The sequence below is a fragment of the Spirosoma utsteinense genome (genome assembly GCF_014282275.1).
Taxonomy (GTDB): Bacteria; Bacteroidota; Bacteroidia; order Cytophagales; family Spirosomataceae; genus Spirosoma; species Spirosoma utsteinense.
Genome location: NZ_VFIA01000012.1, coordinates 137,649 through 151,025 on the forward strand (window position 1 = coordinate 137,649; position 13,377 = coordinate 151,025).

At 52.6% G+C, this 13,377-nt stretch carries 12 protein-coding genes; 7 read left to right on the forward strand and 5 right to left on the reverse strand.

What is annotated here, in order from left to right; genetic code table 11:
• The first annotated feature begins 187 nt into the window (after positions 1 to 187).
• The 3 genes from clpB (at position 188) to FH603_RS29240 (ending at position 3,387) form a co-directional block, all read left to right on the forward strand.
• Entirely contained in the window at positions 188 to 2,824 is a 2,637-nt protein-coding gene (gene clpB / locus FH603_RS11845) for an ATP-dependent chaperone ClpB (protein WP_186737709.1), read from the forward strand.
• 99 nt (positions 2,825 to 2,923) lie between these two features.
• Positions 2,924 to 3,220, forward strand: coding sequence for a nucleotidyltransferase family protein (locus FH603_RS11850; protein ID WP_235985409.1), 297 nt, complete (start codon positions 2,924 to 2,926; stop codon positions 3,218 to 3,220).
• A 71-nt stretch (positions 3,221 to 3,291) separates the two neighbouring features.
• Positions 3,292 to 3,387, forward strand: a complete 96-nt coding sequence (locus FH603_RS29240; protein ID WP_394366378.1) for a hypothetical protein — start codon at positions 3,292 to 3,294, stop codon at positions 3,385 to 3,387.
• A gap of 231 nt (positions 3,388 to 3,618) precedes the next feature.
• On the opposite strand, the gene FH603_RS11855 is transcribed toward FH603_RS29240, so the two are convergent.
• Positions 3,619 to 3,849, reverse strand: a complete 231-nt coding sequence (locus FH603_RS11855) for a hypothetical protein (RefSeq protein WP_186737711.1) — start codon at positions 3,847 to 3,849, stop codon at positions 3,619 to 3,621.
• Positions 3,850 to 4,030: 181 nt separating this feature from the next.
• Positions 4,031 to 5,134 carry a Gfo/Idh/MocA family protein gene (locus tag FH603_RS11860; protein WP_186737713.1) on the reverse strand — a complete coding sequence of 368 codons (1,104 nt, stop codon included), beginning with the start codon at positions 5,132 to 5,134 and terminating at the stop codon, positions 4,031 to 4,033.
• A 121-nt stretch (positions 5,135 to 5,255) separates the two neighbouring features.
• Here FH603_RS11860 and FH603_RS11865 point away from each other — a divergent pair, with 121 nt between their 5' ends.
• The 4 genes from FH603_RS11865 to FH603_RS11880 all read left to right on the forward strand — a co-directional run bounded on the left by FH603_RS11865 (position 5,256) and on the right by FH603_RS11880 (position 9,448).
• Positions 5,256 to 6,128: a carbon-nitrogen hydrolase gene (locus FH603_RS11865; RefSeq protein WP_186737715.1), complete on the forward strand. Its 873-nt coding sequence runs from the start codon at positions 5,256 to 5,258 to the stop codon at positions 6,126 to 6,128.
• A 77-nt stretch (positions 6,129 to 6,205) separates the two neighbouring features.
• Positions 6,206 to 7,810, forward strand: a complete 1,605-nt coding sequence (locus FH603_RS11870) for a hypothetical protein (RefSeq protein WP_186737717.1) — start codon at positions 6,206 to 6,208, stop codon at positions 7,808 to 7,810.
• Positions 7,811 to 7,841: 31 nt separating this feature from the next.
• On the forward strand, positions 7,842 to 8,792 hold the full coding sequence (locus FH603_RS11875; RefSeq protein WP_186737719.1) for an ROK family protein: 951 nt from the start codon (positions 7,842 to 7,844) through the stop codon (positions 8,790 to 8,792).
• Positions 8,793 to 8,824: 32 nt separating this feature from the next.
• Positions 8,825 to 9,448 (forward strand): D-sedoheptulose-7-phosphate isomerase, encoded by a 624-nt coding sequence (locus tag FH603_RS11880; protein ID WP_186737721.1) that lies wholly within the window; start codon positions 8,825 to 8,827, stop codon positions 9,446 to 9,448.
• 66 nt (positions 9,449 to 9,514) lie between these two features.
• Here the strand turns inward: FH603_RS11880 and FH603_RS11885 are convergent, their stop codons facing one another.
• The 3 genes from FH603_RS11885 to FH603_RS11895 form a co-directional block, all read right to left on the reverse strand.
• Entirely contained in the window at positions 9,515 to 10,222 is a 708-nt protein-coding gene (locus FH603_RS11885; RefSeq protein ID WP_186737722.1) for a molybdopterin-dependent oxidoreductase, read from the reverse strand.
• Between the two features lie 69 nt (positions 10,223 to 10,291).
• Complete coding sequence (gene pheA, locus FH603_RS11890) at positions 10,292 to 11,365, reverse strand: prephenate dehydratase (RefSeq protein ID WP_186737724.1); 1,074 nt, start codon at positions 11,363 to 11,365, stop codon at positions 10,292 to 10,294.
• Between the two features lie 113 nt (positions 11,366 to 11,478).
• Entirely contained in the window at positions 11,479 to 13,371 is a 1,893-nt protein-coding gene (locus FH603_RS11895; protein WP_186737726.1) for a DNA topoisomerase IV subunit B, read from the reverse strand.
• Positions 13,372 to 13,377: the final 6 nt, after the last annotated feature.

Consider the following 13,377-nt stretch of genomic DNA (forward strand, 5'->3'; position numbering starts at 1 on the left):
TCTTATTTATCATACTACTAAGGCGCTTTCCTGACATTAGGTACGTATATAGGCCAAATCAATCAAATCAGCTTGCCGTTATGGCGTAATCACGAGCTAAAATAGCCCAATAACCGCCATATTGTCTGAAAAAGCCACTTGGCCTGTCGTTTGTTACTGGATAGACGTAATTAACTCAACCTAAGCCATGAACGTAAATAACTATACCATCAAAGCACAGGAGGTCGTTCAGCAGGCGGCCCAGATTGCGCAGGGGAATCAGCAGCAAACAGTCGAGACCGGCCATGTCCTGAAAGCCATTCTGGACAACGATCCGAATACAGTCGGTTTTTTGAGCAAGAAAGTAGGCGTTGATACCACCCGGCTGACACTGGCGCTGGACGCTATCGTGAACGGCTACCCAAAAGTATCCGTTTCAGATGGAGCGCAGCAACAGGGTATTTACCTCGGCAATGACCTGAATGCAGCCTTACAGCGTGCTCAGACCCAGATGAAAGAATTTGGTGACGAGTTCGTAAGTATCGAAATGATGCTGCTGGGTCTCGTAAGCGGCAAAGACACCGTCGCCACATTATTGAAAGACATTGGATTTTCCGAAAAAACCCTAAAAGAAGCCATCAGGGAACTGCGTGGCAAAAGTAACTCTGTGAAAGACCAAAACGCCGAAGCAACGTATCAGTCGTTGCAACGATATAGTATTAACCTCAACGAACGCGCCCGCACTGGCAAGATCGACCCGGTCATTGGCCGCGATGAGGAAATCCGGCGTGTGCTGCAAATCCTGAGCCGCCGGACCAAAAACAACCCGATTCTGCTTGGGGAGCCCGGCGTTGGTAAAACGGCCATTGTCGAAGGTCTCGCCCAGCGTATCGTCTCAGGTGATGTACCTGAGAACCTGAAAAGTAAAACCATCGTCTCACTGGACATGGGCCTGCTCATTGCCGGTGCCAAGTACAAGGGCGAGTTTGAAGAACGCCTGAAAGCCGTTATCAAGGAAGTTACCGACTCCGACGGGCAGATCATTCTGTTCATCGACGAGATCCACACCCTCGTGGGTGCCGGTGGCGGTGGCGAAGGAGCCATGGACGCAGCCAACCTTCTGAAACCGGCTCTGTCCCGGGGGGAACTTCATACCATTGGTGCCACCACGCTGAAAGAGTATCAGAAATACATCGAGAAGGATAAAGCCCTCGAACGCCGGTTCCAGGCTGTCATCGTCGATGAGCCGAATGTGGCCGATGCCATCAGTATCCTGCGCGGTATCAAAGACAAGTACGAGTTGCACCATGGCGTGCGGATCAAAGACGACGCCGTCATAGCCGCCGTTGAACTGTCGACCCGCTACATCACCGACCGCTTCCTGCCCGACAAAGCCATCGACCTAATGGACGAAGCGGCTGCCAAATTGCGGCTCGAAATGGACTCGGTACCCGAAGAACTGGATGAACTCAACCGGCGCATCATGCAGCTGGAAATTGAGCGCGAAGCGATCCGGCGGGAGAACGATAAGGAAAAAGAAACCACGCTGAACCGGCAAATTGCTGATCTTAGTGACCAGCGTAACGACTTGAAAGCCCGCTGGGAAACCGAGAAAGAATCGGTCAACGAGGGACGGACGTTGAAAGAGCAGCTGGACCAGTTGCGCTTTGAAGCTGAACAGGCCGAACGCTCAGGCGACTACGGTAAAGTAGCTGAGATTCGCTACGGTCGTATTCCCGAAATTGAGCAGAAACTGGCTGGTCTTACCAACGACGAGACAAAAGGTGGTTCAGCCGATCGTATGATGCAGGAGGAAGTAACCGCCGAAGATATTGCCGAAGTAGTAGCCAAGTGGACGGGTATTCCCGTACAGAAGATGCTCCAGAGCGACCGCGAGAAATTGCTCCACCTGGAGGATGAACTCGGTAAGCGTGTTGCCGGACAGGCCGAAGCCATCGAACTCGTTGCCGATGCCGTGCGCCGGAGCCGGGCTGGTATGCAGGACCCCAAACGGCCAATCGGGTCGTTTATCTTCCTTGGTACGACGGGGGTCGGCAAGACCGAAGTAGCCCGGACGCTGGCCGAATACCTGTTCAACGACGAAAACGCACTGGTACGAATCGATATGAGCGAATACCAGGAGCGCCATGCCGTAAGCCGGTTGATTGGTGCCCCTCCGGGATACATTGGCTACGACGAAGGCGGTCAGCTGACCGAAGCTGTACGCCGGAAACCGTACTCAGTCGTGTTGCTCGATGAGATCGAAAAAGCGCACCCCGACGTCTGGAACATTCTGTTGCAGGTGCTCGATGAAGGCCGTCTAACGGACAATAAAGGTCGCGTAGCGAATTTCAAGAACACGATCATCATCATGACATCCAACATCGGCAGTCACCTGATTCAGGAGAAATTTGCCGAGGACGAGGGCTGGAACCATACCCTCGTCGTGGAAGAAGCCAAGACAGCGGTGATGGAGTTGCTTCGGCAAACCATCCGGCCGGAGTTCCTCAACCGGATCGACGAGATCGTGATGTTTGAGCCGCTGACGAAAGCCAACATCCGTAAGATTGTTGACATTCAGTTCCGCGAGATCAAACGCCGACTAGCTGATAGTGGTATCCAGCTCGACGCGACCGACGAGGCCCTGTCCAAAATTGGTGAGGAAGGATTCGATCCAACCTTTGGCGCTCGTCCGCTGAAACGGGTATTACAGCGCCGGGTACTTAACGCCCTGTCGAAGTCGATCCTGTCGGGTGAAGTCCGGAAAGACTCGGTGGTGCTGATGGAACTCAACGACGAGGGTGAAATTGCCTTTACGAACCTGGACGCTGAAATAGAATTATAACCCGCGAAAAAGTCATAAAAAACGCCCGTCTGCTCTGAGGAGCGGCTGGGCATTTTTTGTTAATGTGTTGACGAAGTGTGATATTCACCTGAATTGAACATGATTATGATACTCAGTCCTGAACTTACAAAAACACTGTGCCATTTTTTTGCTCAACAGCCGGTTCGACGGGCGTATGTCTTTGGTTCTGTAGCACGGGGAGACGCCAGAGACAATAGTGATGTAGATGTTTTAGTGGAACTGGAAAAAGGAGCGACTTTATTCGATCATGCCCGTATGTGGTGGCAACTTGAAGATTTATTGCATTATAAAGTAGACATTGTAACCGAGAACGGTTTGTCTCCTCACATTCAGCCATTCATTAACCGCGATCGAATTCTCGTCTATGAAAAATAGTATAGGCGACAAACAGCGCATCGAACATATCTATGAGGCTATTATGCACATAGAAAATTGAGTATTTCGGAATTAGTTACGATATAATATGGGAATCTATCCAACAGGATATCCCACTTTTAAAACAAAAAATACAACACATCCTGGTTACTGGATTTCCGAACTAGTTTCAGCCTAAACTCTATTGTTAACTTCGTGGTGCTGATGGAACTCAACGACGAGGGCGAGATCGCCTTTACGAACCTGGACGCTGAAATTGAATTGTAACCCGTGAAAAAGTAATAAAAAATGCCCGGCTGCTCTGATGAGCGGCCGGGCATTTTTACGGTATAAATAAGACGTTATGTATCGGACTGTTCGTGTTACAATACGGATCTAAACTACTGAAACCGTTGCGGTTAGTTTAAATACGGCAGATAGGGCTCCAGTTTATCGGTATCGCGGAAAGCAGTGACCTGGTGAAGTCTGTTGTTGTAAGCGTCGTAGCGAAGTTCAACGTAGAACCCGTTGAGGTTGTAAAGCAAAAAGATATGCTCGCCCTCGTAGCGGTTGGCGAGAATGTCGCCGGTGAAGTACAGCGTATCGAGTTGCCGCTTGGCGGGAAGGTTGGTAAAATCGGCGAATTTCATAAGCATCTGGGGTTGACAAGCGAAGTAAGTAAAATCCTATTGCCCTGCCAAACCCATACACCCACTTTATATACGGCAACAAAAACAGCCATAGAATACAACTAAAACACTATGCATCTTAAGAGGCTACATGACAGCCTATAGTATGCCCGACTAGCCAGCTAGTCGGGCATAAACTTTTTTAGACAATCTTCACCTCACGACCGGTGCGGGCCGCCTGGTAAATAGCCTCCACAATCTTGATGTCACGCAGTCCTTCTTCGCCCGGCACCAATAAGGGTTTGTTTTTCATGATGGCTTCGGCATCGTCGTCCATTTGCTTGGCCTGTTGCCAGGGAACTTCGTAGGGGTGCTCGATTTTACTGCTGTTGCCACCCGAAAATTCGCCTTTGACACCATTGTAAGCGGAGTAGGGTTCCATTTCCAACGTGCCCTTACTTCCTGTTACATGCAGGTAGTTCATATTCATTCCATAACTGCTTTGCACAGCGGCCCGCGCCCCGCTCGGAAATATCAACTGAGCCATCGTCGTTTCGTCGAGACCATTTTTATAGACGTCGGGGCGGGATGTAAACTGTTGGGCCGTTACGGCAATTGGTTCTTCACCCGTAGCCAGGCGGGCACCCTGCAATACATATACGCCCATATCATACATGACACCTCCACCCATCTCTTTCTTTTGTTTCCAGTGGTCGGTACGGGCATCGTAATAGCCAGCGGAGCAGCTTACCATCTGGATCTTTCCAATTTTCCCGTCGCGCAGCCCTTTTACATATTCCTGCGTATTGGGGTCGTGGTGCAGGCGGTAACCTACCGTCAGGGCTACTTTGTTTTTACGACATGCATCGATCATGTTCTGGCATTCCTTTGCCGTCACAGCCATCGGTTTTTCAACCCAGACATGCTTCCCCGCTTTAGCAGCACGCACCACGTATTCTTCATGCATTGATGGCGGCAGTACCACGTAGATGACATCGATATCCGGGTTGTTGGCGATCTGGTCGAACGTCTGGTACGAATAGATGTTTTTATCGGGAATGTTGTACTGCTTTTTCCACTTCTCAGCTTTAGCCGGTGTTCCGGTCACGATGCCGGCGAGGTAGCAGTTTTTGGTTTGCTGGAGGGCCGGAGCCAGCAGATCGGTACTGTAGTAACCCAGCCCAACGAGCGCTACACCGAGCTTTTCTTTGGCGGGTCTGGTAGCGGCCCAGAGCGAATTGGGCAAAAGGGTTGTTGCAGCGCCTGTTACAGCGGCCGTATGCAGAAAATTTCGACGAGTAGCCATCAGGTTTGTGGTTTTTCCGAAAATTACAAACAGTAGACGATACTATTTCCTGCCGAACCCGTCTGCTAAGACTTTTGTTGAGAATAGGCGTTGTCAATAAGGAACGCCCTACTTTTGCCCTATGTCAAAAAACGTCCAGATCGGTTTGGTGCAGATGAGTTGCTCGGCCGATGTCGAATCCAACGTTCAAAAAGCCATCAACGGTATCCGCGAAGCAGCCCGGAAAGGGGCGCAGATCGTGTGTTTACAGGAACTGTTCACGTCGCTGTATTTCTGCGATGTTGAGGATCATCATAATTTCAGCCTGGCCGAAGCCATTCCCGGCCCCACCACCGATCGCCTTGGAAAATTGGCGGGTGAGTTGGGTGTTGTCATTGTTGCGTCGCTCTTCGAAAAGCGGGCCGCTGGCCTCTACCACAATACAACAGCGGTGCTGGATGCCGATGGTTCATACCTGGGCAAATACCGAAAGATGCATATACCCGATGATCCGGGCTATTACGAGAAGTTTTATTTTACGCCCGGCGATCTCGGCTACAAAGTGTTCGACACGAAGTTTGCCCGCATCGGTGTGCTTATCTGCTGGGATCAGTGGTATCCCGAAGCGGCCCGTATTACGTCGCTGATGGGAGCAGAGATCCTGTTCTACCCCACCGCTATCGGCTGGGATACAACGGAGCCCGACCCAAAACAGAACGAAGAACAGTATAACGCCTGGCAAACGATTCAGAAGAGTCATGCTATTGCCAACGGCGTTCATGTGGTGGCCGTTAACCGCGTAGGGGAAGAAAACGGTCAGCAGTTTTGGGGTGGTTCGTTCGTCGCTAACCCGTTTGGGTCACTGCTGTATCTGGCTCCGCATGAGGAGGAAGTTGTGCATGTGCAGGAAGTAGATCTGGCCCTGTCGGAAAAATACCGCACCACCTGGCCTTACTTCCGCGACCGGCGTATCGACTCCTACCAGCCCATTACGAAGCGGTACATCGACGAATAGGATCGCATCATCCGTCCGTTTGTGTTTATCAGCTGGCCATCATGCCAGCTTACTTTTCCTTATTTGTGAAAACCAGCATGAAAATAGCCGCATCAGTTCTGGCGGCCAGCGTAGCTGGCTTCGGTTTTTGGTTTGTTCGTTCAGATACGGTACCGGAGCCGGTATCGGTATCCTTACAGGGGCCTGTACCGGTGGCAACTCCACTATCACCTACACCCCGTGCCCGGTTCACGCCCAGTACCCGCAAGGGCTACTTCAATATCGATGTCGTAGGCGATTTCACGTTACCCGCTACCAAAACAATTACGTTTAGCGGGGCGGGCCGTAACCTACACGTCGATCAGGACCGGACTAAACTGTTCCGACGTGGCTTCTCAGCCATTGAGCAAACGCGTATGGTGCAAAAGAATGAAATCTGGACAGAAGGGTTTCCGCCGGCAGGCTGGAAAAGTAGCTTGCAGCAACGTCAGCGATCCTTGATTTTGTATCAGGATTACTTTGCCAATGCGTTTGGACTGCCCTGGGCCCGCAACGGTAACCTGGCACGGGACGTCGTTTTCCGCAACCCACCATCGGCCCGGACAACGAATCGAAATACCATGTACCAGGCATCAAGCGAGCTGAGCGGAGGCTGCGTTGGTTTCGGCGACTGTCCGCCGGGCGGTATGAAAAGCACCTTTAGCAAGATATTCCTCGACATCGAGAATGACGGTGTCAACGTGGGCAACGAGCAGGATCAGGTGAACGTGTATACGTTCATGGCCAGATCGATCAAACAGAATGTAAGTGCCCAGACAGAGTTGGGTTCTATCATGCCCGTACCGCACAATAGCTACGGCAACTCAAAGGCCAGCCATTACACGGTGGGTCCCGAGTGGCTCTGGAGCATGCCTGCCCGCCAAACAACGACCAGTCAGCAGCGGGGCCTGCCCGGCGATATCGTAGGCAAGTCATTCAGTGATTTCGTCGATTTTCAAATGCCCGGCACCTATTACCTCTACCCTGACTTCGACTACTCGGCCCGCCATACGGCCGACGATGATCGTCACTGGCTGGCGGCTTTGCTGGGTGAACAGGAAGTAAACAGGAAACTATCGTCCAAAAAAAGGATCGCCTGGCATTGGGTTTTTAATACGCAGAGTGGCGATTTCCCCAACAGCGGCAAAGCGGAGCACGGGGCTCCCCCGGCTATAGCCGAAGGTATGGCTATTTTCTACTGGTTCACGGGCGCGTATGGGGTTCTCTTCTGGGACGATCATAAGGACCTTGTTCCCGATCAGCCCTCCCCCACCGACCCTATGCTAAAGAACCTGGGCAATGACCGTTCTTATGCGCCCTATGAGCATTACATTCATGGTTTATGGCGGCTGTTCAGGCACCATGGCGATCTTTTCAACGGGCGCGAAATATACCTTAACGAAGCGACTGACTGTTCATTCGACGGGGGCAAAACGTGGGTTGGCTACAATGCAAACCAGCTTAAAACCCGCGATCTGCCTTTCGTACGGGCCATCGTCAACGGCAATCAGATATTGATCGCTGCGACAAAAGCCTACGCCCAGGCTGGCCAAACCAGTAATGTGATGGTTCGGTACGTAAAAGACGGGTACTCGTTCTATACAACCATTTCCCTCAAGGGTGATGCTATCTACCTTGGACGAGCAACGATGAAACGCGGCTAGTCACCATCCTCCCCTACCACAACTGATCTAAATGAACCTTGGTATTGAAATTGGCGGCACGAAACTACAGGTGGTCACCAGCGACGCGTCGGGTCGGCTAGCCACTCGCTACCGGCATCATGTTGATCCGGCGCAGGGCGCAGCCGGCATTCTGGCTCAGCTCACCGATACGTTCGGGCAGCTATCCGAACAGCCGGAGGCTATCGGGGTTGGCTTCGGCGGACCTGTCGACTGGAAAACGGGGCGTATTGCAACGTCGCATCAGGTAAACGGGTGGTCCGGATTCGATCTGGCCGGTTGGCTCAGGGAGCAAATACCCGGCGCTACCATTCGTATTGAAAACGATGCGAACGTTGCCGCCCTCGGAGAGGCCCGGCGCGGGGTAGCTACAGGCTTTAACCATGTATTTTATGTTACGCTGGGAAGTGGTGTTGGCGGAGGCCTGGTCATCGACAATCAACTGTACCACGGCTCTTTTCCGGGTGAAGCCGAAATAGGTCATTTGTGGCTCGTACCACCAAGCGCCGATTCGCCCGGTCAGACGATCGAGCAAACCGTGTCGGGCTGGGCTGTCGATCAGCAAATTCGCGACTTACTCCCGCAACTGCCTGCGGACTCTCCCTTGAGAAGAATGGTCGAGCAGGAAAGGGGTGGGCGTAAACCGGCCACGTTTTTACATGAGGCTTACGAACAGAGTGACCCTGTGGCCCGCATGCTGATTGAGCAGATTGGGTCGGTGCTGGCGCTGGGTTTATCGCATGTCATCCACCTGTTCCATCCTGATGCTATCGTACTGGGCGGGGGTCTTTCCCTTATTGGCGAGCCCCTGAGGGCGGCCGTTCGACAGGCCCTCCCGCGTTTCGTGATGAAGGCTTTTCACCCCGCCCCCATTGTTCTGCTGGCTAAACTTGGCGAAGACGCTGTACCAACCGGAGCGCTGGAACTGGTAATGAGCGATGGCCATCTACACCGCAACCTATAACGAATTATTCCTCACCCATTGCTTCCTGTCCCATGAACCAACCCTACTTCCAAGCCTATATCGACCGGCAGAAAGCGGCCTATGATGCCATTCCGCTCGATCGGGTGGAGCATATCATCAACCTGATTCATTCATGCTGGGCCAACGACCGTCAGTTGTTCGCTTTTGGCAATGGCGGGAGCGCTTCCAACGTATCGCACTTCATTACCGACCTGGGCAAAAGCGCATCCGATAAAATGGGAAAACGCTTTCGATGCCTGTCGCTGAACGAAAACGTGTCGTGGATTACGGCTCTCGGCAATGATTATTCCTACGAAGATGTGTATGTAGGACAGCTTCAGAACTACGCACAACCTGGTGATCTGGTCCTAACCCTCAGCGTCAGCGGCAATTCGCCCAACGTAGTAAAAGCGGTCGAATGGGCCAACAACCACGGCCTGACCACTATTGCGCTTGTCGGTGGTAAACGCGGCCGTGTGGCTGAGCTGGCCCATGAAGTAATCGCCATTGACGACACCCACTATGGCCGCGTCGAAGATGCCCAGATGACCATCTGCCACATGTTGTGTTATGGGTTTATTGAAAAGGGAGGAGAGGAGGAAAGGGAGGGAGGAGGAAGGAAGGAGGAAAGGGAGGAAGGAGGAAAGGGAGGCTGACGCGTCATGTACTGGTTTCGCGTCAGCCTCCCTTTCCTCCTTCCTCCCTCTCCTCCTTCCTCCTTTTCAAGAATACCGATCGTTCCGCCACGGGTAGGCGGTATTTGAATACCCACGATCTTCCCAGAAACCCAGCTGATTTTTGGTCAGGAATTCAATTCGCTTTATCCATTTCGACCCTTTCCAGGCGTAAAGCTGTGGCGTGATCATACGCAGTGGACCGCCATGTTCGCGGGTAAGCGGCAAACCGTCGGCAGTATGTACCAGCAATACGTCGGGTTTGAGGGCTTCTTCCAGCGACACGTTTGTGGAATAGCCATCATAGCCATAGCACATAACGTGAGTGGCCGTTCCTTTAGGGTCGACCAGCGCAGCCAGGTCCATAAACCGGACACCTACCCAGGGGACGTTAAGCCGCGACCAGGTTGTGACGCAATGAAAATCGCTGGTGTCTTCCACCTGAGGTAATGCCATCAGGTCGTCCCATTTCAGGCGGACAGGGTTGTTGACTTCTCCATCAATGTTAAGTTGCCACTTATCGATCGGAATACTCGGCTGATAGCCCAGATCGAGTACCGGCCATTTGGTTGTGACCGTCTGACCTACGGGTACCGCAGGCATTCCATGTCGGTTGGCGGGGCCAGAACCGCGTGGCTTCTCCGGCCCGTCCATATGGTCGGCCATAGAGGGGGTTTGCGCCATTTTATCCTCAAACCGGCGTTTGAGTTTCATCCGGGCCTCGATGATCTTATCGGTTTTATCGCTGGGTTCCATAGTGTGTGTGGGCTGATAGTCCAGCCTGATAACAGACAAACAGGCGGCTTCGTTTTGCGATCACAGCGATTAGGCTACCCGCACGTAACTCCCCAGCAGTTTCACCTCGGCAGCATGGTGGTTCAGAATCTCCTGCAGATTCGGATCGCTGGAGTGGCCTTCACATTCGAGCAGGAACCAGTACCGGAACGTAGCCCCCTCGCGCAGCGGCCGACTCTCGATCTTGGTGAGGTTGATTTTCCGGCGGTTAAACTCCTGAAGAAACTCCGCCAGTACCCCCGGCGACTCCGTGTTAGGAAGCCGGGCAATGAGTGTGGTCTTGTCGTGACCGCTGGGCTGGTTCTCGAAGTCTTTAGCCAGGATCAAAAAACGCGTCCGGTTAAGGTCACTGTCTTCGATATTGTCGAACAGCACCGGCACATCGAATAGTTTAGCCGCGATATGCGAACAGACGGCGGCTGCAAAAGGCTGTTGAGCCGCCAGTTTAGCCGCTTTCGACGTCGATTCGACGGGCACCAGCTCGGCTTTCAAACCATCGAACGAATCGTTCAGAAACTTGCTGCACTGGCGGAAGGCAATATCTTTCGAATAGATATGAGTAATATCGGCCAGATTCTCCGCCTGGGTAGCAAAGGTAAAATGAACAGGTATTTCGGTTTCGGCAGCGATACGCAGATCTTTTTCGAGCAGCAGGTCGATGGCTTCGCTCACAACCCCCTCCTGGTTGTTTTCGATAGGCACAACGCCAAACCGAACCCGCCCCGTTTCAACGCTTTCGAACACCGACCGAATCGTGGGCAGAGCCACGTAAGCACTCATCGCACCAAACCGGCTTTCGGCGGCCTGGTGGGTAAAGCTTCCCTCGGGGCCTAGATACGCCACTCGCTCGGGAAGTTCCAGATTACGGGATACGGCAAAGATTTCCAGAAAAATTGCTTCGATGGCCGAGCGATTCAGTAAACCCTCGTTCTGGAAATGCAGCCGGTCCAGAATTTGCTTTTCGCGTTCGGGCCGATAAATAACGGTGTTGGTCGTGCGTTTGAGTTCACCCACCCGGCGTACCAGTTCCATACGCTGGTTAAGCAGCGTCAGCAATTGATCGTCGAGGGCATCGATGTCGTTACGGAGAGATTCGAGGGTCATTAAAAAAAGTCGTAAGTCCTAGAGGTCGAAAGTCGTAGGTGATTGCTCCCTACCGACAAACTTACGACTTCTACGACTTACGACTTACGACTTTTTTGCCTTATGACTAAAAGTTATACCAGCGCGGCATCCTCTACGTCTTTTTCAACCCGCAGGTTGTCGATGATAAATCGCTGCCGGTCGGGGGTGTTCTTGCCCATGTAGTAACTGAGCAGTTTCGGTACCGATGTATCCTTCTCCATAATGACCGGCTCCAGACGCATATTTTCGCCGATGAACAGGCCAAATTCCTCTGGCGAGATCTCACCAAGACCTTTGAAGCGCGTAATTTCTACCTTCTTACCGCCCTTTGTCAATTTATCGATGGCCGCCTGTTTTTCCTCCTCCGAGTAGCAATAGGTCGTTTCCTTATGGTTCTTTGGATTGCGCACCCGAAACAGGGGTGTTTCCAAAATATACAGGTGACCGTTACGTACCAGGTCCGGGAAAAACTGGAGAAAGAACGTCAGCATCAACAGTCGGATGTGCATCCCGTCGACATCGGCATCGGTGGCAATTACGATACGGTTATACCGCAGCCCTTCCAACCCTTCTTCGATGTCGAGGGCGTGCTGAAGCAGGTTGAACTCTTCGTTTTCGTAGACCACTTTCTTGGTCAGCCCGAAGCAGTTGAGCGGCTTCCCCCGCAAACTGAACACCGCCTGTAGCTGCACATTGCGCGACTTGGTAATCGATCCGCTCGCCGAGTCGCCTTCAGTGATAAACAGCGTGGTTTGGTAGCGGTCGTCAGATTTAAGGTCCGACAGGTGATTGCGGCAGTCACGCAGCTTCTTGTTATGCAGGCTGGCTTTTTTAGCCCGATCGTTGGCCAGTTTCTTGATCCCGGCCAGTTCCTTGCGCTCCCGTTCCGACTGCTCGATACGTTTTTTGAGCGCATCCCGGATAACAGGGTTCATGTGCAGAAAATCGTCCAGACGGTCCTTGACGAAATCCTTGACGAATGAATTGACCGACTGTGCGTTCGGCTCGGGCGACATGTTGATGGAGCCCAGTTTAGTTTTCGTCTGCGACTCGAACACCGGCTCCTGTACCCGAACGCTGATGGCGGCAATGATGCTGGCCCGAATATCGGTCGTATCGTAGTTTTTGTCGAAGTGCTTGCGAACCGTTTCAACAACGGCTTCCCGCAGGGAATTCAGGTGTGTGCCACCCTGGGTCGTGTTTTGGCCATTGACGAAGGAATAATACTGCTCACCATACTGATTGCCGTGGGTCATGGCAATTTCGATGTCGTTACCCTTCAGGTGAATGATTGGGTACCGCAGGGCATCTTCCTCAGTGCTGTTGCGCAGCAGGTCGAGCAGGCCGTTATGGGATATGAATTTCTGCTTGTTGAACGCGATGGTCAGCCCGGCATTCAGGTAGCAGTAATTCCAGATCATCTTCTCCAGAAAAGGCTGCACATAGTGGAAGTGCCGAAAAACGGTATCGTCCGGTTCGAAGCAGATCAGCGTTCCATTGCGTTCGTTAGTGGGTTCGTCGCCCTTATTCTTAAGGTCACCCCGCTCAAACTCGGCCCATACCGTACGGCCATCCCGGTAAGACTGCACCCGGAAGTAGCTGGCCAGCGCGTTGACGGCTTTCGTACCGACGCCGTTCAGGCCTACCGATTTCTGGAACGCGCCGGAGTCGTACTTACCGCCGGTATTTATTTTTGACACGACCTCAACGACCTTGCCCAGCGGAATACCCCGGCCATAGTCGCGCACTTCGACCCGGTGGTCGGTTACTCGAACATCGATGATTTTACCGTGGCCCATCACGTGCTCGTCGATGCAGTTGTCGATGGTTTCTTTCAGTAAAACATAGATACCATCGTCGGCGGCCGATCCGTCGCCCAGTTTACCGATATACATGCCCGGACGGAGCCGGATGTGTTCGCGCCAGTCGAGCGAGCGGATACTGTCTTCGTTGTATAGGACGGGTTGGTTTAAACTCTCTGCCATTGCAGT

What these genes read in the sequence shown, in the direction of transcription:
- clpB (WP_186737709.1), top strand. Translation starts at nt 188, where the DNA reads ATGAACGTAAATAACTATACCATCAAAGCACAGGAGGTCGTTCAGCAG.
- FH603_RS11850 (WP_235985409.1), top strand. Translation starts at nt 2,924, where the DNA reads ATGATTATGATACTCAGTCCTGAACTTACAAAAACACTGTGCCATTTT.
- FH603_RS11855 (WP_186737711.1), bottom strand. Translation starts at nt 3,849, where the DNA reads ATGAAATTCGCCGATTTTACCAACCTTCCCGCCAAGCGGCAACTCGAT.
- FH603_RS11860 (WP_186737713.1), bottom strand. Translation starts at nt 5,134, where the DNA reads ATGGCTACTCGTCGAAATTTTCTGCATACGGCCGCTGTAACAGGCGCT.
- FH603_RS11865 (WP_186737715.1), top strand. Translation starts at nt 5,256, where the DNA reads ATGTCAAAAAACGTCCAGATCGGTTTGGTGCAGATGAGTTGCTCGGCC.
- FH603_RS11870 (WP_186737717.1), top strand. Translation starts at nt 6,206, where the DNA reads ATGAAAATAGCCGCATCAGTTCTGGCGGCCAGCGTAGCTGGCTTCGGT.
- FH603_RS11875 (WP_186737719.1), top strand. Translation starts at nt 7,842, where the DNA reads ATGAACCTTGGTATTGAAATTGGCGGCACGAAACTACAGGTGGTCACC.
- FH603_RS11880 (WP_186737721.1), top strand. Translation starts at nt 8,825, where the DNA reads ATGAACCAACCCTACTTCCAAGCCTATATCGACCGGCAGAAAGCGGCC.
- FH603_RS11885 (WP_186737722.1), bottom strand. Translation starts at nt 10,222, where the DNA reads ATGGAACCCAGCGATAAAACCGATAAGATCATCGAGGCCCGGATGAAA.
- pheA (WP_186737724.1), bottom strand. Translation starts at nt 11,365, where the DNA reads ATGACCCTCGAATCTCTCCGTAACGACATCGATGCCCTCGACGATCAA.
- FH603_RS11895 (WP_186737726.1), bottom strand. Translation starts at nt 13,371, where the DNA reads ATGGCAGAGAGTTTAAACCAACCCGTCCTATACAACGAAGACAGTATC.